Genomic DNA, 20,403 nt, shown 5'->3' on the forward strand with positions numbered 1-20,403 from the left:
CAGCGCCATGCTAAATCGATATCTCTTACCAGGTTGCTTTGTTGGTGTCGCAATGATCGCGCTAGCCAGTCCAGCAATGGCTAAACAAGCACTACTACCAACTGATGTAGCTAATATTGCTAAATCAACCGTAGTACGGATTGAGCCTACAGTTAATTCTCCAGGTTCAGGCGTGATTATCGGGCGCTACCAGGAAGGAGGAAAAAACGTTTACGTGGTGCTGACAGCGACTCACGTTGTCCAATACGACGATGATGAATATTCCGTTGTCACACCTCTGCCCCAAGGAGGTAGAAAACGCCAAAAAATTGCGATTTCCACACAGAAAGATATTCAGAAATTGCCTGGTGTAGATTTAGCGATTGTGAAGTTTCGCAGCGATCGCACTTATCAAACAGCCGCTCTTGGTAATTCTAGTTATACGACTGAAGGCGCTGGTGTCTATATTGCTGGATTTCCTAACCCTGGTGCAGCGATTAAAAAGCGTGTGTTTCAGTTCACCTCTTCTTTGATTTCCAGTCGCTTGGATGAGAGTTCAGTTGAAGGCGAACAAGATGCACAAGCAGTAGAAAATGGATATGCACTGGTTTATACAAGTGTCACTAGAGTAGGGATGAGTGGCGGGCCTGTATTTGATGTGTCAGGACGGCTTGTAGGTATTCACGGCAAAGGTGACAGAGAAGAAAGAGCTAATCCTCAAGCATCAATTGGAGAAAACCAAGAAAGCGGCGCTCAAAGTATTACTGATAAGACCGGATTTAACTTAGGGATTCCCATTCAGACTTTTCTTCAATTAATGCCGAATGCTGTCCAAGAATTGGGTTTAAAACTTGATACCTCAGAGCCTGGATTATTCAGTAATCTTGTTGCCTTGAGAGGTGGTGGCAACAATTCCTCGAAAATCCCGCCCAGTACGAATATTAGCGAAGAAGAAGAGGGAACCATCGATGTTGTCAAGGAGCATTCGGAGAATAGCACATCATCCCGCCCAGAGTCTATTCAGCCTGCGCGTTCGGAGAATAGTACACCATCCCGCCCAGAATCTATTCAGCCTGCACCCAACCAAAATACTGCTCCTAGTTCCTCCGGTTCTCGTGCGTGGTAAGTGAAGAAGGTAGAAGCTTGGAATTTGTCTGTTACTCTCAACCAGATATAATTTCAAGCCACCTATACAAATCAGCACAGACAAACTTTATGGTATCTATGATATCTGTAAACAGGAAGAGTTCATAAGTATTCTATCGGAGAATTTATCTCATCTTTTAGGAAACTTCCATACTTGTACTGATGTCGCTTATGTTACTACATAGGCGAAATTATAGTGAGATTGGAGTTTTCTTTATACAAGGATTTAGATGAATTCTGTAGCTCAAAAAATTGGTTTATTTTTGCTCACTCAAGCGATCGCTCTGGTTGCTGTTTTTCAGGCGATCGTGATCGTGAGGGCACAATCTATTACACCAGCTACTGATGGTACAGGTTCTCTTATCACCCCCAACGGCAACAAGTTAGATATCAGTGGAGGTAGTCTTTCTAGAGATGGCGCGAATCTCTTTCACAGCTTCCAAAAATTCGGGCTGGATTCCAACCAAATCGCAAATTTTCTCTCCAACCCAAATATTCAGAACATTTTGGGGCGTGTCGTTGGTGGTGATCCTTCAGTAATTAACGGACTATTACAAGTCACTGGTGGGAATTCCAATCTGTTCTTAATAAACCCTGCTGGGATCGTATTTGGTGCCAACGCCAGTTTAAACGTACCTGCCGATTTCACCGCCACCACTGCCAACAGCATCGGTTTTGGAGCAAATTCCTTTAATGCAGTTGGTAATAATAACTACTCTACTTTAGTCGGAACTCCCAATACTTTTGCCTTCACAATTTCTCAACCAGGGAGTATTGTTAATTTTGGCAACTTAGCAGTCGGTACTGGCAAGAACATAAATTTACTCGGTGGCACGGTCATTAGTACCGGAAAGCTATCAGCACCAGGGGGTAACATTACCATCGCCGCAGTTCCTGGTGAAAACCTCTTACGTATTAGTCAACCTGGACATCTGCTAAGTTTAGAAATTCAACCTCCATCAGCTACATCAGTTAATCCTGCAACTCTACCGCAATTGTTAACAGGTGCTAGTGTAGGTAACGCCAATGCCTTGAAAGTTAACAGCAAGGGACAGGTAGAACTTATCGGTTCTGGGATTGGAGTTAATTCTGGGGATGTCGTAGCCAAAAATGTCACATCTGGGACAGCAACCCTATCAGCTGCACGTAATTTGACACTACCAGAGAGTCAACTGCTGACAACTGGAGATTTAAACCTGTTAGCTAAAGACACGGTGCGGGTACGCGATAGTGTCGCGAATTCCTTTTTGGCACAAGCTGGTGGGAATCTCAAGATTCAAGGAAATCAGAATATTGATATCTTGGCGCTAAATCATCCGCAGACACCCTTTGTTAGTGGTGGAAATCTCAGTTTAATTAGCGATGGTAATGTTTCTGGGGATGCTCATTTTTTCAGTGGTGGGCAATTTTCAATTCGCAATTTGGCCGGAGGCGCGGGTAATTTTGTTAGTTTGTACGATCCAATTATTCGGGCTAATAGTGATGTAGAGTTTGGAAATTACCAAGGTGCAGCGCTGAAGGTAGAGGCGACGGGAAGTATTAAGGGTGGCGATATTACGATTAATTCACCCGATACGAGTGGGAGTATTCCGGCTGCTGATCCTGATTTTACAGCGTTGACTAGCAGCCGTGCTTTAATTTTGCGGGCGGGTTTGGCTTCAGTTACACCTGAGAATTTCCCTTCATCTCAAGGCTCACTACCAACTAATTTCCAATCGCCATTAAGTCCGTTGGGTTTGCCACCTGGAAGTATTCAGGTAGGGAATATTGATACTCGTTCTTCAACAGGCGACAGTGGTTTAATTGCCTTATCTGCCAGTGGTACTATCAATTCTGGTTTTTTGTTTACAACTGCGTCATCTACAGGTAGTGCAGGAGTCGTTGATGTTAACGCCGGAGGAAATATTTCAATTGGCAACGCTTCCGGTATTAGTGTGGAGGCTGTTGGTTTAAATGCTAATGGTGCCAATGTCAATATTAACAGCACTACAGGCTCTATTCTCTCAAGCGGTACAATTCAATCTGAAAGTACCAATGGAAATGGCGGAGTAATTACCCTTAATGCTTTTGGTGATATTAATACGGGTAGTCTTCGCTCATTAGCAATTGATCCTTCTAGCTCTGGATCGGGTGATGCAGGAAATATCAACGTTACTAGTACTAACGGCAGTATTATCAATACGGGTCATATTAATGCTGTTGCTGAAGGAAATCATAGTGGTGGAATAATCACTCTTACTAGTAATGGTGACATTACTATTAATAATTATATTGCTGCACAGTCCAGGACTGGTACAAGTGGCAATATTAATCTCACTAGCAACAATGGCGCTATCAATGTTAACAATTCACTTGGCAGTATTAGTGTTGGCTCATCATTCTTCCTAGATTCTGGTACAGGGTTGCTCACCTCTTTTAGCAGTGCTATTGGGGGCAATGTAAAGCTTATAGCATCAGGCAATATTTCAACTGGTGTGATCACAACAGGGGGAACGAGTAGTAGCGGTACTATTGACATTGATAGCATCACAGGCAGTGTTATTATTAATAGCCTCTATAGTGGATCGCAACCAACCCAAACGGTGGGTAGCGTAACACAACCGGGGATTTCTTCTACTAGTGGTGGAGATATTTCTGTTAGCGCGGCAAATGATATAACCTTTCAGAAAGTAAGTGCAGAAGGAAGTAGCACTGCGGGGACTATCGATTTAACTACCAGGAATGGTAGCCAAAATATTAATGAATTGATTGGCAAGAATGTCTTTCTCTATGGTAATGAAATTAATTTTACTGGCGGAAATTCATCAATTTCTGGGACAGTAAGTTTGTGGATAACAACATCTCCATCCAGTTTAAGCCAAGGAATTGCTATTGGCGGTTATAGCGATAGTGGTATAGGAACTTTAGACCTGACAACAACAGATATAGCTGCTTTAAAAGATGGCTTTAGTTTCATCAATATTGGACGTGATAATGGCAGTGGAAATATTACGATTGATGGCAGTGTAACTTTTAAAGATCCTGTAATCATTGGTTCGCAAACAAAAGCGCTGATAGTAAATAACCCAGTAATAGGTGCAAATGAAGCTTATATTACCGTAGATAGTCCTACTACCCTGAATGCAGGGATAACAACGAATAATAATAACCTGACTTTCAACAAAGATGTCACTTTAGGAACAGGGGTAACTCTTGATGCTGGGACTGCAACTATTGGCATAAATGGCAAATTAGCAGCTGGTAATAATGCACTGACGCTGACAGCAGATGAAATTAACTTGCCATCTACAGCTAATTCCGTCACGGGAACAGGTAATTTATTACTTCAGCCGAAAACACCTACTACAAATATTGCGATCGCAGATTCTACCGACACTGGTACAAATATCTTAAATCTGACCACAACTGACTTAGCCGCACTACAAAATGGCTTCAGTTCCATCACCATTGGACGTGATGATGGCAGTGGTGCGATCGCCATCAACCCTGTTACGTTCAACGATCCAGTAACAATTATTTCTCCCACTGGGAATATCGCTGTTAACGGCGCAATTATAGCTACAGACAACGCTTCACTTACTCTCAATACTGCCACAACAACTCTCAATGCAGGTATCACCACCAACAATCAACCCATCAACTTCCTGAATCAAGTCTTACTTGGCAATGGTGCTAATATCCCTCTTAACTCTGGCAATGCCAACATCAGCTTTGGTAATACAATTGATGGCGGTGGGAATTTAAACTTGAGTGCTGGTACTGGTAATATTACCTTTGGTGGTGCTTTAGGCGGTGTTACGCCTCTTTCAAGCCTAAATATTATCAGTGCAGCCAATACAACTATCCCAGATAATATCACCACAACTGGCGATATAAATATAAGCAGTCTACTCAGCTTAAGTGGCAGTGGTAATAAAGAATTCAATGCTGGCACAGGTACAATTGCCTTAAATAATTCCTTGGCAACTGGTAGCAATAACCTCACCCTCACTGCTAACGAGATTAACTTACCATTAACTTCTAATTCTATAACTGGTAATGGTAATTTACTGCTTCAACCCTTTACCACTAGTCAAAATATTACGCTTGGTGGTTCTAGTGACAGTGATGCAAACACCCTAGAACTCACTACAACTGACTTAGCTGCCTTCCAAAATGGCTTCAATACTATCACCATCGGACGCAATGATGGTAATGGTGCAATTAATATAGCTAGTAACCTCACATTCAAAGATCCAGTGACAATCCGCACTTTAGGAGCCGTTACAGGTCAAGGAATAAAGACTGTTGGTGATGCGATCGCTATTTTAGGACGAAGCATAAATCTCACCAATATTAGCACCAGTACTGATAGCTCTGTTGATGGCGGTGATATTAGTCTTACAGCCACAAACGGTGACATTATTACAAATAGTTTAAGTTCTGGATCTGCGACATTTTCATCTAATGCAGGCAATGGCGGTAACATTATTCTTAGTGCTAACAATGGCAACATAACTACAGGTGGTATTCTATCTAGTTCTGGCTCATTGACTTCTGGAGGTAATTCTGGAAATGGTGGTGCGATTAGTATAAATACTACGAATGGTAACGTTAGCATTGGTAATATACAATCACTCGCTTATAGCAATTTTGGTAATTCTGGGAATGGAGGAGCGGTAAATATAACTACCACCAACGGTAGCATTAACATGACAGGTTCATTTCCAAGTATAGAATCTGGCGTTTTTGCTTCCTCTTATAGTGGTGGCAATGGTGGAGCCATTTCTCTGATTGCTACTGGAGACATAAATACAGGTAGAATATCTTCTGAAACATCTGGCAGCGATAATGCAAGTGTTGGTAATGCTGGAGCAATTACTATCAATGCTGGGAAGAATATTTTCGTAAATGAAATTTCATCAAAATCTACAGCTAGTGATGGCAATGCTGGCAATGGCGGTAATATTATTTTTAATGCTGGCAAAAATATCACAATTAATGCTAATCCTGGACGTGAAGTTTACTCTACTTCTTATTCTTCCTATGGCAATTCTGGAGTTAGCGGTGCAATTAGTCTAACTGCTAACACTGGGTTTATTGATATCAATACTTTCTTGGCAAGTGGTACTTACCCTGGCTCTGTTGGTAATGTGTCGATCAATAATGGTGGAAATATTACTCTAAATGCCTTTAATGACATCACCACAGATAATATTTTTGCACAAGGTAATATTAGTAGTGGTACTGTAAGTTTAACCAGTAGCAATGGTAATATCAATACTAATAGTGTAAGTGGTAAAAATATTGCCATTACCAGCAACAATAATGCTACAAATATCATTACTTCTGGAAATTTAACCACAAAGGGCGATGACATCAATTTAAATGGTAACGTTTTACTTGATGGCGATGTCACCTTTAGTACTGATAGCAATAATCCAGGAAATATTAACTTTACTGGCACAGTTAATGGGGCTAACAACTTGACCCTGATTGCGGGGACAGGCAATATTAACTTTGGCGGCATTATTGGTGGGATCACTCCACTCACTAGCCTTAATATTACCAGTGCTACTAACACAACCGTCCCAGGTAACATTACCACTAATGGCAATATCAACTTTAACAGTCTACTAAGCTTGACTGGATTAGGTACTACAACCATCAACGCGGGTAAGGGTTCAGTCACATCAGGTCAGATTACATCAGCAGGCAAAAACATCTCTATTTTAGGAAGTAGTTTATCTCTAGGTAATATTTTTAGCAATGTAGGTTCTAGCAATGGTGGCAATATTAGCCTGACTTCCACTACTGGCAACTTTACTGGTAATGGTTTATTCTCTTATGCTTCTCAGACTGGTAATGGGGGCGATATTAACGTTACATCTGCTGGCAGTATTAATTTTACCAATGCGATAGTTAGCGATGGTAGTAACACCAGTGGAAACATAACACTCCAGGCAAATAATGGTATAAATGTCGCATCGAGTATTAGTGCAGGTTCTCCCACCGCCACCAAAGGAGGGAATATTACTCTCAATACTACTAGCGGGGATATTACAGTTGGGGGACAACTGGATGCGATCGCCAAAACACCTGGTAATATTCTAGTCAATAGCGGTGGTAGAATCTCCATCGGCACAACCGCAGCACCATTCCCATCAATAGACCTTTTCTCTCCAAACGGTTTCGGTGGCAATGTCAATCTTAATGCTCAAGGTGATATCAACACTCAGGGTATCCGCACTGATGGCACTACAGGTGGCGGTAACATTACCCTTAATAGCAATACTGGCAACATTAATTTTACCAGTGGGGGTTCAGTTTTAGCTGGTTCTGGAAACATTAGCTTGACTGCTAATGAGATTAACCTACTAGGAGGCGCAAATTCTTTCATTGGCAGTGGTAATATTTTCCTGCAACCCAACACACCCAGTCAAAATATTACCCTTGGTGGAATTAGCGATACTGATGCAAACACCTTAGACCTGACCACAACTGATTTAGCCGCCTTCAAAAATGGCTTTAATTCTATTACCATAGGCCGCAATGATGGTAATAGTGCAATTGAAATTAATAATGCCACATTCCAAGATCCAGTAAAGATTCAAAGTCCAACTGGTGCAGGTTCAATAATAGCAACTGGAGCAATTATAGGCACAGACAATGCCTCAATTAATCTGCTAGCAAACCAGAAAATTACCACCGCTAGCATCACTACAAACGGCAATAATATCGATATCACCAGCAACAACGGCGGTATTGAAAATACAAATTCTATCCAATCTTATTCTTATTCTGGCAGTACTTCTGGCAATATTACCCTCAAAGCCAGTGGCGATATTAACTTATCAGATGATTTTGGAACAGGAGAACAATTAAGCGATGTATTAACAGCAGGAGATATTTCGATTATTAGTGGCAGTAAAATTACTACTGGTAGGGTATCTGCCGTTGGTATTACTAAAAGTGGTAATATTACTCTGAATTCTGTAGGCGATATTACTACAGGAAAAGATGTGATCGACGCTAGTAGCGAAAATGGACAAAGTGGTAACATTTTCCTCACTAGCACTAATGGCAATATCTTCAGTGGGGGGGGTTTCTTCACTCAAAGTACTCTTGCCTCTAATAACGGTGGCAACATCACTCTCAAAGCTGCTGGTAACATTACTACAGGTGATATCGCGGCTGGTGGTGACAAAGGTGGCGAAATTCAACTCGTCAGTAGCAATGGTGCAATCAATACTATTGGTGGTTTACTGTGTGGAAGTTATAGTTCCTGCGAGATAGATTCATCAGGAAATACTGGTGGTAAAATTACACTCAGCGCTTTTGGTAACATCAACACTGGTGGTATATCGTCTCGCGGTTCTGTTACTGCTGGAGATGTTTCTCTGACTAGTAGTAACGGCAATATTGACATCAGTCGTCTTGTTTTCAACGGGTTGGAATCCAGGGGTGGCTTAGATGCTTCTGGCACAAACGGTGGTAATGGTGCTGTAATTAACCTTACTGCTAGAAATGGTAGTATTACCACCGATTATTTAGACAGTTCATCTTTTGGTAGTACCAGTAACGCTACTCCTGGTAATGGTGGTGCAATTACCTTAACTGCCAAGAATGATATTAATACAAATTACGTAGTCAGTACTTCCTATGGTTACTCGTCCTTTGGCGTTGGTTCAGCAGGTAATGGTGGAGCAATAAACTTCACAAGTACTGATGGTGGTATTAATGTGTCTTATCTAGCATCAGATACAGGTGCAAACGGCGGCAAAGTCGGTAATGGTGGTGATATCACTTTCAATGCTAAAAATGATATTGCTACAGGATATGTATTTTCCGGTGCTGAGGGTGCTACACCAGCTAATGGTGGAGCAATAAACTTCACTAGCACTAATGGTACTATCAGCACCAATTCAATAGAGACATCATCTTATTCCAGCACTGGTTTTGCAGGTAATGGTGGTGCAATTACCTTGAATGCAAACAACAGTATCAAAGCTGGAGAGTTAAATTCCCGTTCTAGAACAGATTTAGATACAACTGCCAACGGTGGTAAAGCAGGTAATGGTGGTGATATCACTCTGAAGGCTACAAATGATATTACTACAGGATATGTACTTTCTGGCACTAAAGGTGGTGCTATAGGTGATGGTGGAGCAATCAACTTGACTAGCACTAATGGTACTATCAGCACCCAAAAAATAGATACATCATCTAATTCCGCCACTGGTTTGGCTGGTAATGGTGGTGCAGTTACTTTGAATGCAAGAACTAGTATCAAAGCTGGAGAGTTAGATTCCAGTTCTACCACTGGTAATGGTGGTAACGTAACGCTAGATCCAAATAACGATATTGAAGTTACTTCTATCAATGCCCAAGGTGGAAGCAATGGCACTGGCGGTAATGTAGATATTACAACTAAAAAGTTCTTTCGAGCTACTGGGACATTTAGCGATCGCAATAACATCAATGCTAGTATTTCCACATCTGGTGGAACTGGTAGCGGTGCAGTCACTATCCGCCACGGTGGTAACGACACTACACCCTTTGTAGTTGGGAACGCTGATACTAATGGGACAAAAGGAGCAATTACTACTAGCTCTAACAATATTATTTCGCCTAACAAATTTTACACGGGTAATTACACACAAGGCAATATTCAAATAATTACCGCATCTTCTTCAGACAACGATCCTAAACCACCCGAACCGCCCATTCCACCGATTTCCCTGCCAATATCCAATAACAATTCTTTCGCTTTAGTTGACACAGCATTTGCAGAAGTAGATGAACAAGCTACACGCCAGTTTGACCAATATCTGGGACAATCAAGCAAAACTTCTATTAAAAGTTTGGCAGATGCACGCGCCGCCCTCAGCCAAATTCAGGCAAAAACAGGCGTTAAACCAGCAATTATCTATGCACAGTTTACTCCTAGCAGCAATATATCGACAAAAGATAAAGACATACTAGATTTAGTTGTTGTCACTGCTGAGGGTAAACCTATCCGCAAGCGGCTTCCTGGTGTCACGAGAGCGAAGGTTTTGCGAGTAGCTCAAAAATTTTACAATGAAATTTCAGATGTTAACAAAGCTGGCACTACCAGCTATTTAATCTCAGCCCAGCAACTATATAAATGGCTAATTTTGCCCCAAGAGGCAGAGTTGCAAAAGCAAGGCATTAAAAATCTGGCTTTTGTAATGGAATCAGGTTTACGTTCTATTCCTTTAGCCGCACTTCACGATGGTAAACAGTTTCTCATTGAAAAATACAGTCTGGGAATGTTGCCCAGTCTCAGCCTCACTGATACTAGCTACGTTGATATCAAAAACTCCCAACTCTTGGCAATGGGGGCTAGTGAATTTACCAAAGAGCAAAATCAAAGTCCTTTACAGGCAGTGCCTTTAGAAGTTTCTACCATCGTCCAAAAACTGTGGCGGGGTAAATTCCTCCTGAATAAAGACTTTACCCTAAACAATCTCAAGGCACAACGCCGACAAAATCCGTATGGGATGATTCACCTAGCAACTCACGTAGACTTTGTGCCTGGACAATCAAGTAAGTCATATATTCAGTTGTATGATACCAAACTGCGGTTAGATCAAGTACGCCAGTTGGGATGGAATAAGCCGCCAGTGGAATTACTGGTTTTAAGTGCTTGTAAATCAGCTTTTGGCGATGAACAGGCGGAGTTGGGTTTTGCTGGGTTAGCGATACAAACGGGTGTGAAGTCAGCGATTGCTAGCTTGTGGTATGTCTCAGATGCCGGAACTTTAGGGCTAATGACAGAGTTTTATAGCCAGTTAAAAACTGCACCAATTAAAGCAGAAGCACTGCGACAAGCACAGTTAGCAATGATTCAGGGTAAAGTACGAATTGAAGGTAATCAATTAACTGGCATAAATCGAGGCGTATCTTTGCAACCGCAAATGGCAACCTACTTGCAACAAAATATAGTTGGTAATCTTTCCCATCCGTTTTATTGGGCACCATTCACTATGATTGGTAGCCCGTGGTAAGAAAAGTGAGATTTCTTCGATTGCCACTTGATGCAAATTTTAGAAAAAACTTATTTAGCGATTTGCAATCATTCCTTGAGTAATTCGCTGTTTAAGTACACGATAAAAAAATAATGGAATGCCTACAATGTAACGATCCCATAAACGGGTAGGTTCAGTAACTAAGCGTGTTAACCACTCAAGTCCATTATCAGTTAGCCAACGTGGCCCGCGATATACAGAGTCAGTATAAAAATCTAGACAAGCACCTAAAGGTAAGAATACAGTAGTTTCAATTTTGTTAAAGTTATCTGAAATCCAGCGTTCCTGTAATGGCATACCAAAACCAATATATAAAATATCTGGTTGGAATTTATTAATTTTCTCTATTACCAGATCATTTTCTTTTCCTGATTTATCAAAATAACCATTATGTCCTTGTACGCGTAAATTAGGCGCAATTGCTACTAACTTAGTAATTGCCTTTTCCACTACGCCAGGTTTTCCAGCTAACAAAAATAAAGAAAGGTTTTCTTTCTCACATCTTAATGCTAAATCTTCTATGTAATCTGGCGCTGTCATGCGATGTATAGATTGCATTGAATAACCGTTGAATCTAGCTCCTAGCAATACACCAAATCCATCACAAAATACTAAATCAGCCTTATTCAAAAAATCTCTATACCAAGACTTTTCATAAGCAAAATTCATCGCTCTGATATTCACATGTGCGACAACTGTCTTTTTTTGGCTTTTCGCTGCTTCTATTAAATAATCAACTAATTCTTGTACTTTAACTTTATGGAATCTTGTATCAAACAACTTAACTTCAGGAAAGGTTTTCATTTCTGTACCTCGATTTATTTTATTAGCCAGTATACCAAATTTACAAAAATACAAACAATACCTCTATAGCTCCTTTTATTGTTATTAACATCTATTATCCTTATAAATTAATTGGGCAGTTTTCAATTTTGATATTTAATACATAGTATAAGTCACTTGAGCTTCAAAAGAGCAGTAAAACTAATAATCCAGACGGCTATCAAGCTATAACTGCTGCATAAATATACCTTAAAGATGCAAAATAATTGTTGATATCCAAGTGTTTAACTCTGAGTCGTGCATTATTTCCTAGAGATATTCTCAAATTTTCGTTTGCAATTAAAGATTGCATTGCCTCTGACAATTGTTGAATATCCCCCGGATTAACTAATAAACCATTTTGATCTTGAGTAACGATCTCAGGTATTCCTCCCACTCCTGTAGTAATAACTGCTAAACCCCAACTCATTGCTTCTAGTAGTGCCATAGGCAAACCTTCGTTGTAGGAAGGTAACACAAATACATCAGCTTTAGTTAAGAGATCGTCGCGCTTTTCTTGGTCTACCCAGTCAAGAATAGTGATAGAGTTAGTAAGATTTAGAGTAGGAATCAAACTACGAGCTTGTTCTACTTCTCCGTCCCCTGCCATAACTAACTTGGCTCGGCTTTTTTGAGCAACAGGTATAGAAGCAAATGCTTTAATTAAATCAAATGCACCTTTGCGCTCACCAATACGCCCTAAAAATAAGAAAAATATCTGTTCAGAATTTATCCGTTGTGGGATTTGGGGGGGAATTTTTACCGGGTTAGGGAGAACAATAACTTGCTCTGGCTTCAAACCAAGATTTTCAATATAAAATTTTTTCCAGCTATCTGATAAAACAATAAAACGGGTACACTTACAAAATGACCAACTGAGCCATTGCTGGAGCAATTGAGGAAGTTTAGAGTAAAATAAATGAAAATCAGCACTATGAGTATGAATAATTACTGGTTTTCGAAATAGCCAACCAATAAGAGTAGTGATTGAATGACGAAAAGCGCTACCTCTATCTGAAACGTGGATGTGAATTAAGTCTGCTTTCTGGTTTAATAAGTTCCAAAACAACTCACCTATTGCTTGCAAAAACACTAACATCTTATGAAGGGCAGAACCATTGGGTAAGGTAGTAATGTGTTTAATCTGAATATCAGAGGTAGCTTTTTCAAGAATGAGCTTTTCCACAGAAACTATTCCACCTTGGCGATCCAAGCTTTCGCCTAACATAATAATTTTTATGGGACTCATAATTGCTATTAATCTGTTTTTGAAACTCAGTACACCACTATAATTAATAAACGATAAGAAATTTTTTCCTATAGTTTATATGGAGAGCCAGACTTGACAATAATTTTGAAAGCCACTGCTATTGACTCTGCGCGATCGCATCTTCACAGATTCTTTAAATTTACACTTTTCTGATTTTACAGCATGACCTCCATAACAAAACTCTGCCATAGAAAGGGTTAGAGGATGTTTGAACAGTATGTTTTGATAATAGCAATAGCAAATTGTCAGAAACGAACTCTCCTTCCCGATGAAGGTATAGGGGTTTTAAAGCCTCTCAGAAGTTGAGGAGAGGTTTGAAGAGGGTGTTTATAGTAGACCTTTTGCAACTTTTCAAACATCCACTTAAACAATGCTTACTTTTGAACTCTGTAAACTATATCATGTATCACGTGTAGATCCAAGACGATCTACGAGAATTTGCCGATAAAACTTAAATCGCGTTTACCTTGAAATATTGTAGTTTTTTGGAATTAGGGTAAAGCTCAGAACTCAAGCTAGGAGCCGATAATATACTATCTTTGAAAACTCTAGGTTTCAAAATGAACGGAGTTTAATTCATAAAGTAACCATTATAAACTAAGTACACAAGTAGGTACACAAGGGCATGTTCCCAGAACTGGCTAAATTATTTGTTTACAGGGCGGAAAAACTTATGAATTTATTTCAGCTTTTAGTAGGAGAAGACAATCATCCAGCCCTAGTTATGCCTGAGGGGCGATCGCTAACCTATAAGCAATTGCGCGAGAATGTTGTTGGACTGGTATCTCAACTCAACAGCTTTGGATTGAAACGGGGAGAACGCATTGCCATTGCCATGACTAATGGTTCACCAATGGCTATTACCTTTTTGGCTGCGGCCCTGTGTGGAACTGCTGCACCCTTAAATCCCAAATACAAACAAGAAGAATTTGCTTTTTACTACCAAGATACCCAAGCAAAAGCACTGATTACCTTGTCTGAAGGGCCAGAAGCAGCCATTGCCGCCGTCACACCCGACATGATGCTGATTAATACTAGGGTAAACACTGACGGTACATTAAGTTTTGAACTGGGGACACTTCTCTTCGAGACGCTTTGCGAACGACAAGCTCAGTGCATCGCTGGGGATTCGGGACTAGAGATAAGAAGTAATGGGGACTGGGAAAATTTGGTTGGGGACGATGATATGGCAATGATTCTCCACACTAGCGGTACTACCAGTCGTCCCAAGCGTGTGCCGATTCGTCATCGCAACTTAATCGCTTCAGCCACCAACTTCATAGGTGCTTACTCACTGACATCTGCTGACACTACACTTTGCCTAATGCCTCTGTTCCATGTTCACGGATTGGTGGGCTGTTTGCTGGCAACTCTGGCATCGGGCGGTACACTAGTTTGTCCCAATGGTTTTAATGCCCTGGAGTTTTGGAAACTGGTAGATACCTACAAACCTACTTGGTACTCCGCAGCGCCAACTATGCACCAGACAATTTTGGCACGCGCTAGCCGCAACACAGAAATTGTCAAAGCTAACCGCTTTCGGTTTATTCGCTCTAGTAGCGCTTCCTTGCCCCCGATTATCATTGAACAACTAGAGACAACTCTTAATGCTCCTGTTGTGGAAGCTTACAGTATGACTGAAGCATCTCACTTAATGACCACCAATCCCCTACCGCCAAAAGTGCGGAAACCAGGTACTGTAGGTTATGGCTTCGGTGTAGAAGTGGGCATTATGGACTCTGAAGGCAACCTGTTATCTTTGGGAAGCTTGGGTGAGGTGGTGGTAAAAGGGCCCAATGTTATAGATGGCTACGAAAACAACCCAGAAGCTAACGCCACAGCTTTTGTAAACAGCTGGTTCCGTACAGGGGATCAAGGTACTGTGGATGAAGACGGCTACCTCCGCTTAACTGGACGCATTAAAGAATTGATTAACCGGGGTGGGGAAAAAATTTCTCCCTTAGAAGTGGATGATGTCTTGCTGCGCCATCCCGCCGTTGCCGAAGCCTTGGCTTTTGCCGTCCCCCACAAATCATTAGGAGAAGATATCCACGCTGCGGTGGTTCTGAAAGCAGAAGCTAGCGAAAAAGAACTTTTAACTCACTGTTCAACTATGTTGGCAGACTTCAAAGTTCCCAAGCAAGTTTATATTTTGGATCAATTACCTCGTGGTGCTACCGGGAAACTGCAACGGTTGACGATGGCAAAATTGCTTAATATTGGCGAGTAGAGACGTGATTAATTGCGTCTTTAGTGGGTAATGGGGGAAGATGTTAGCATTTTTGTATTGGATATCTTTGACCGACAAAGAAAAGGATACAGAGCAACTAAGATGTATTTATGGGAATTTTTAGTTTTTAATTATCAAGGTTTTATTTTTAATTAAAAATTCTTGAATACAGTTGACAAATTCTTCTAACTCTGAGACTAGGTTAGTAGCGCCTTTAAGGTCTTGGTCGTTAGTTATTTGTTCTAGTTTGTTGGCTGCTAGATACATAGCTGTGGCTCCAATGTTGGCACTAGCGCCTTTAAAATGATGAGCTTCTCGTGCTATTTGCTCAAAGTCATTATGTGCGATCGCTACTTTAATAAGTTCTAAACGGGGTTTAATATCTTCAACGCATAATTGCAAGAGATTTAATTCAAATTCTCGATCATTTCCTGATATGCGATGCAAGTGTTCCCAATTAATTGCTAGGTCAAATGTGCCGTTGTTTGTGGTATAAACTGTCTGTTCATAGATAACTGCCTTTTGTTGTGAAGCGATCACGCCTGTCCAATGCTCTAGAGTCGCAGCCAATTTTTCTTTAAACACTGGCTTACTCAAATAGTCGTCCATTCCTGCATTGAGACATCTTTGTTCGTCTTCTTTCATCACATTAGCTGTCATCGCAATCACCACAGGACGATGACCCAGGGCAAAAGCGTCCTTTTGCCAACGATGAATTTCTTTTGTGGTTTCCAAACCGTCGAGAATTGGCATTTGGCAATCCATTAGAATCAAGTCGTAAGGAATTTTTTCTAATAGCTGCAAAACTTCCTTGCCATTGGCAACGACATCGGCTTTGTAGCCCAAACTTTGAAGTTGCTTTAAGGCTACTTTCTGATTCACCAAATTATCTTCAGCTAAGAGAATTCTTAACTTGGATTTAGTAGATAGATGAGAGGAAGAAGCAAGAATGCCTGAAGTTTCTGGACTTTGGATTTCTTCAGTATTTTCTAGCCTCCAGCCTTTACTTGCTTGTGTTGATCCCGGCTGATTTTCTAAAATAGTCATGATGCTATCGAAGAGCCGTGATGGCTTAATGGGTTTGACTAAATAAGCAGCACATCCGATTTGAAACATCTGCTGCACTTCATGCCGTTGATTAGTAGAAATGAGCATAATCAAAGGGATCTCAGTAATTGCAGAATTGGCTTGAATTTGTTCTTTTATTGTCATGCCAGAAGTCTGAGGTATTTGCATATCAACCAAGGCAAGATGATATGGTTTTCCCTGCTCACGAGCTTGCCCAATAACTTTGAGGGCCGCAGCAATACTGTCAGCTTGATCTACCTGCATTCCCCAATGAGTAGCTTGATGGGAAATAATTTTGTAATTAGTAGCGTTATTATCCACCACTAACAAGCGGTGATTGTCTAAAAGTGCGCGTTCGCGTTTTGGTAGAACAGCCTCAACTTGCTTGGTAAAAAGCACCTCAAACCAAAAATTAGATCCTTTTCCTGCCTGACTTTCTACCCCAATCACTCCTCCCATTAAGGTTACAAGTTGTTTACAAATGGCTAATCCCAAACCGGTACCACCATACTTGCGAGTGGTAGAAGCATCCACTTGGGTAAATGGCGTAAAGAGTTTGCGTTGGTCTTCAGGGCTAATGCCAAGACCTGTATCTGTAATGGCAAAGTGGATGGTGGCTGTAGTGGGGGAAAGGGAACGCAATTCGGCTTCCACCAATACCTCGCCTGCGCTGGTGAACTTGATCGCGTTACTGATTAAGTTCATCAGAATTTGCCGCAGTCTGCCGGCATCTCCTTTGAGTTGGGTAGGGACGTTATGCTCAATCAGTGCAGCAATTTCTAATCCCTTGTTATGGGCTGAGGGAGCCAATAATTCCACCACTTCTTCCACACAATTGGATAAATCAAAATCTAGAGTTTCGAGAGCCATCTCTCCAGCCTCAAGTTTGGAAAGATCCAATATCTCGTTGATTAAACTTAAAAGCGCGTCTCCACTATTGCGAATTGTTTCAATAAAATCTCGCTGTTCAGCGTCTAGGGGAGTATCTAACACCAAACTGGTCATCCCCAATACAGCGTTCATCGGAGTGCGAATTTCATGACTGATATTTGCCAAAAAGGCACTTTTAGTTTGAGAAGCTAATTCGGCTTGACGACGGGCAATTTCAAGTTCTTGGCGCTGACTAGTTTCTGCTGCTAATAGTTGGGCTTGGGCTAAGGCAATACCTACTTGGTCGGCTATTTGCCGCAAGAGATGAGTTTCAAAACTAGACCAGTGATGGGAATCATCACATTGATGAACTATCAGCAAACCGCGAACTTCTTCTTTAACAAGAATGGGTATAACCAAATTGACTTTGACCCCAAACTGTTGCATTAGTTCCAGATGGGTTTGTTCAACTTCTGGCAGATACAAGTTAGCCAGCCCAAAAATCTGTCCTTGACGGTACTGCTGTAGATAGTACTGTTGTAGATATTCCGTTTGTAAATAGAAGGGAGTGATGTTTTCCTCTTTGATTGCTGGTAAGCCAAAAACTACTGCTTCAGTAACGGTGGTTGCAGACTGATCTGGCAAAAACTGATATATCAAAACTCGGTCGGTCTGGAGAATCTTTTGTACCTCTTGGACAGTGGTTTGGAGAATGTCTTCGATTTTCAAAGACTGGCGAATCTTGAGGGTGATTTCGGTAAATAGTTGCGATCGCAAGTTTTGGCGTTGTATTTCTTCTTCAGCCTGTTTACGCTGGATAAATTGCCCCACTTGCTCACCGATAGAATTCATGGTTTTTACCAAATCTTCGTCAGGCGGAAGGATTTCACGGTTGAAGCAGGTAATGACACCAAGGATTTGATGACCACTGCGGATCGGAAAACCAAAAGCTGCGTGTAATCCTACTTGAGCAGCAATTTTGAAGTTAGCGAAATTAATATCTTTAACAATATCAGCAATCCAAACTGGTTCAGAATTAGCCCAAACCCGGCCAGGTAGTCCAATTCCTGGTGCAAAGGTGGTTTGCCGCTTCAGCGATTCAAATTCTTGCATTTCCAGGGACTCTTTATGCCATATATCGAGAAAACACAGCACATTTGCTTGCTGATCCACCATCCAAATTTCACCCAAATCCCATACCAAACTCTCACAGATCCCTTGCAGGATTTGGCGAGTAGCTTCGCTGATGGTGGTGGACTCCGCTAAAACGCGGGTTGCAGCATATTGTGCAGTTAAATGCTGTTGTGCGCGTTTGGCATCAGTGATGTCAATGCCAGTGCTAATAATATATTCAACGCAGCCCTCATAGTCTTTTAAAGCAGTATTTGACCAGGCAATCAGTCGCCGACTGCCATCTTTCATTACCCAATAATTTTGATAATAATTGGAAAGTTGACCAGATTGTAACTGCTCAAAAACTGCTTTGACTGGCTCTACCTCTTCAGGGATTACGAACAAATTCCAGCTATATCTACCTCTGACTTCATCAAAGGAGTAACCCGTTATTCGCTCACAGGCTTGATTGAAACGAACGATTTGCCCTTGAGAATTGAAAACTATTACCAACGCACTGGCTGTATCAAGGACTGCTGAGATAAAGTTGCGTTCTTGATTTAGGGCTTCTTCTGTCCTCTTCCGTTCAATGACCTCACGATAGATGAAGTAGTAGACTACAGCAAGAACGATAAAAGTTAGACTTATGGCGATCGCAAGTATCACAATTGTGTTATGGTTTCTGGCTTTTTTTGCTAATGACTGCTGCTGAAGCCGCATTCTTTCCTCGTTCTCCATCTCATAGATCGCCTTGCGGATATCATCCATAAGATTTTGTTGATCATTTCTCAGCAGTACTTGCAACGCCGCCTCTAATCCCTTCTTCTGGCGCAAGTCTATAGTCTGTTTTAGTTCAGTAAGTTTAGCAATTATGAGAAATTCAAGCGTTGTGATCTGTTTTTGTTGGTTCGGTTGGTCTGCTGAGAAACCCTTCAGGTTGGCAATTTTTTGATCGACATTAGTAAGTGCTGCTTGATACGATTTTAGATAAAGTTTCTCTCCAGTGAAGATGTAACTCCTTTGTCCAGTCTCAACATCTTTTATCTGGGACAGTAGTTCTTCTAGGCTGTTGAGTTTTTTGTAAGTGTTTTTTATTATACTGCGATTATGCGTAGATATTTTTGTATTTTGATAAGAAACCACTCCAATCAGAACTAAAATTGCCGACGCTAAACCAAAACCTGCTGCAATCTTTTTGAAAAATTGCTTACGTACCCTCTGCGCCTGTTTGCTTTTCTTAGTGACAAGTACCAAACTTGCGAGATTTCGGCGTAATTCCAGTTGCTTAATGACTTGACGACCTAAGGTTTGTAATGCGTTCAGTTGCTCTGGATTCAGTTCTCGTGGTACGTAGTCAATTACACATAGAGTTCCTAGCGCGTATCCCTGAGGGTTAGTCAGAGGTACACCAGCATAAAACCGAATATTTGGATCAGATGTTACCAGTGGGTTGGCGGCGAACCGTTCGTCATTTGTTGCATCAGGCACAACAAAAACGTCAGGCTGTAGAATAGCATGGGCACAGAATGCTAAATCTCGATGTGTTTCTGGGACATCCAAACCGACTTTTGACTTGAACCACTGGCGATTTGTATCAATTAAGCTAATTAAGGCAATAGGAGTCTGACAAATATACGAGGCTAAACGGGTGAGGTCGTCAAAAGCGGCTTCAGATGGTGTATCCAGAATCTTATACTCTAAAAGCGTCTCAATTCTCTGTGCTTCGTTATCAGGTAATGGTGCTTTCATCCTTAAGCCTTATCTACATTCTGGGAACTGGGGCAGGGGGGGCAGAGGGGGCAGAGGGGGCAGGGGAGGCAGAGGAGGCAGAGGGGGCAGGGGAGGCAGGGGAGGAGAATAATAACCAATTCCCA

At 41.3% G+C, this 20,403-nt stretch carries 6 protein-coding genes; 3 read left to right on the plus strand and 3 right to left on the minus strand.

Annotated elements, in window-relative coordinates:
* Positions 1-7: 7 nt before the first annotated feature.
* A complete protein-coding gene (locus RMX98_RS25970; protein WP_322680767.1) occupies positions 8-1,105 on the plus strand; it encodes a serine protease in 1,098 nt (365 codons plus the stop codon).
* A gap of 250 nt (positions 1,106-1,355) precedes the next feature.
* Positions 1,356-11,135: a CHAT domain-containing protein gene (locus RMX98_RS25975; protein WP_322680766.1), complete on the plus strand. Its 9,780-nt coding sequence runs from the start codon at positions 1,356-1,358 to the stop codon at positions 11,133-11,135.
* Positions 11,136-11,189: 54 nt separating this feature from the next.
* Here RMX98_RS25975 and RMX98_RS25980 read toward each other — a convergent pair whose 3' ends face one another.
* Entirely contained in the window at positions 11,190-11,960 is a 771-nt protein-coding gene (locus RMX98_RS25980; RefSeq protein ID WP_322680765.1) for a WecB/TagA/CpsF family glycosyltransferase, read from the minus strand.
* Positions 11,961-12,159: 199 nt separating this feature from the next.
* Complete coding sequence (locus tag RMX98_RS25985) at positions 12,160-13,227, minus strand: glycosyltransferase family 4 protein (RefSeq protein WP_322680764.1); 1,068 nt, start codon at positions 13,225-13,227, stop codon at positions 12,160-12,162.
* A 694-nt stretch (positions 13,228-13,921) separates the two neighbouring features.
* Between RMX98_RS25985 and RMX98_RS25990 the strand changes: the two genes are divergently transcribed.
* Positions 13,922-15,478: an acyl--CoA ligase gene (locus RMX98_RS25990; protein ID WP_322680763.1), complete on the plus strand. Its 1,557-nt coding sequence runs from the start codon at positions 13,922-13,924 to the stop codon at positions 15,476-15,478.
* A 120-nt stretch (positions 15,479-15,598) separates the two neighbouring features.
* On the opposite strand, the gene RMX98_RS25995 is transcribed toward RMX98_RS25990, so the two are convergent.
* Complete coding sequence (locus RMX98_RS25995) at positions 15,599-20,278, minus strand: GAF domain-containing protein (RefSeq protein ID WP_322680762.1); 4,680 nt, start codon at positions 20,276-20,278, stop codon at positions 15,599-15,601.
* Positions 20,279-20,403 lie beyond the last annotated feature (125 nt).

The sequence above is a fragment of the Nostoc sp. DedQUE02 genome, from assembly GCF_034531035.1.
In the GTDB taxonomy this organism is placed as follows: Bacteria; Cyanobacteriota; Cyanobacteriia; order Cyanobacteriales; family Nostocaceae; genus Nostoc.

Coding starts and splice junctions, on each gene's coding strand:
- RMX98_RS25970 (WP_322680767.1), top strand. CDS start 8: ATGCTAAATCGATATCTCTTACCAGGTTGCTTTGTTGGTGTCGCAATG.
- RMX98_RS25975 (WP_322680766.1), top strand. CDS start 1,356: ATGAATTCTGTAGCTCAAAAAATTGGTTTATTTTTGCTCACTCAAGCG.
- RMX98_RS25980 (WP_322680765.1), bottom strand. CDS start 11,960: ATGAAAACCTTTCCTGAAGTTAAGTTGTTTGATACAAGATTCCATAAA.
- RMX98_RS25985 (WP_322680764.1), bottom strand. CDS start 13,227: ATGAGTCCCATAAAAATTATTATGTTAGGCGAAAGCTTGGATCGCCAA.
- RMX98_RS25990 (WP_322680763.1), top strand. CDS start 13,922: ATGAATTTATTTCAGCTTTTAGTAGGAGAAGACAATCATCCAGCCCTA.
- RMX98_RS25995 (WP_322680762.1), bottom strand. CDS start 20,278: ATGAAAGCACCATTACCTGATAACGAAGCACAGAGAATTGAGACGCTT.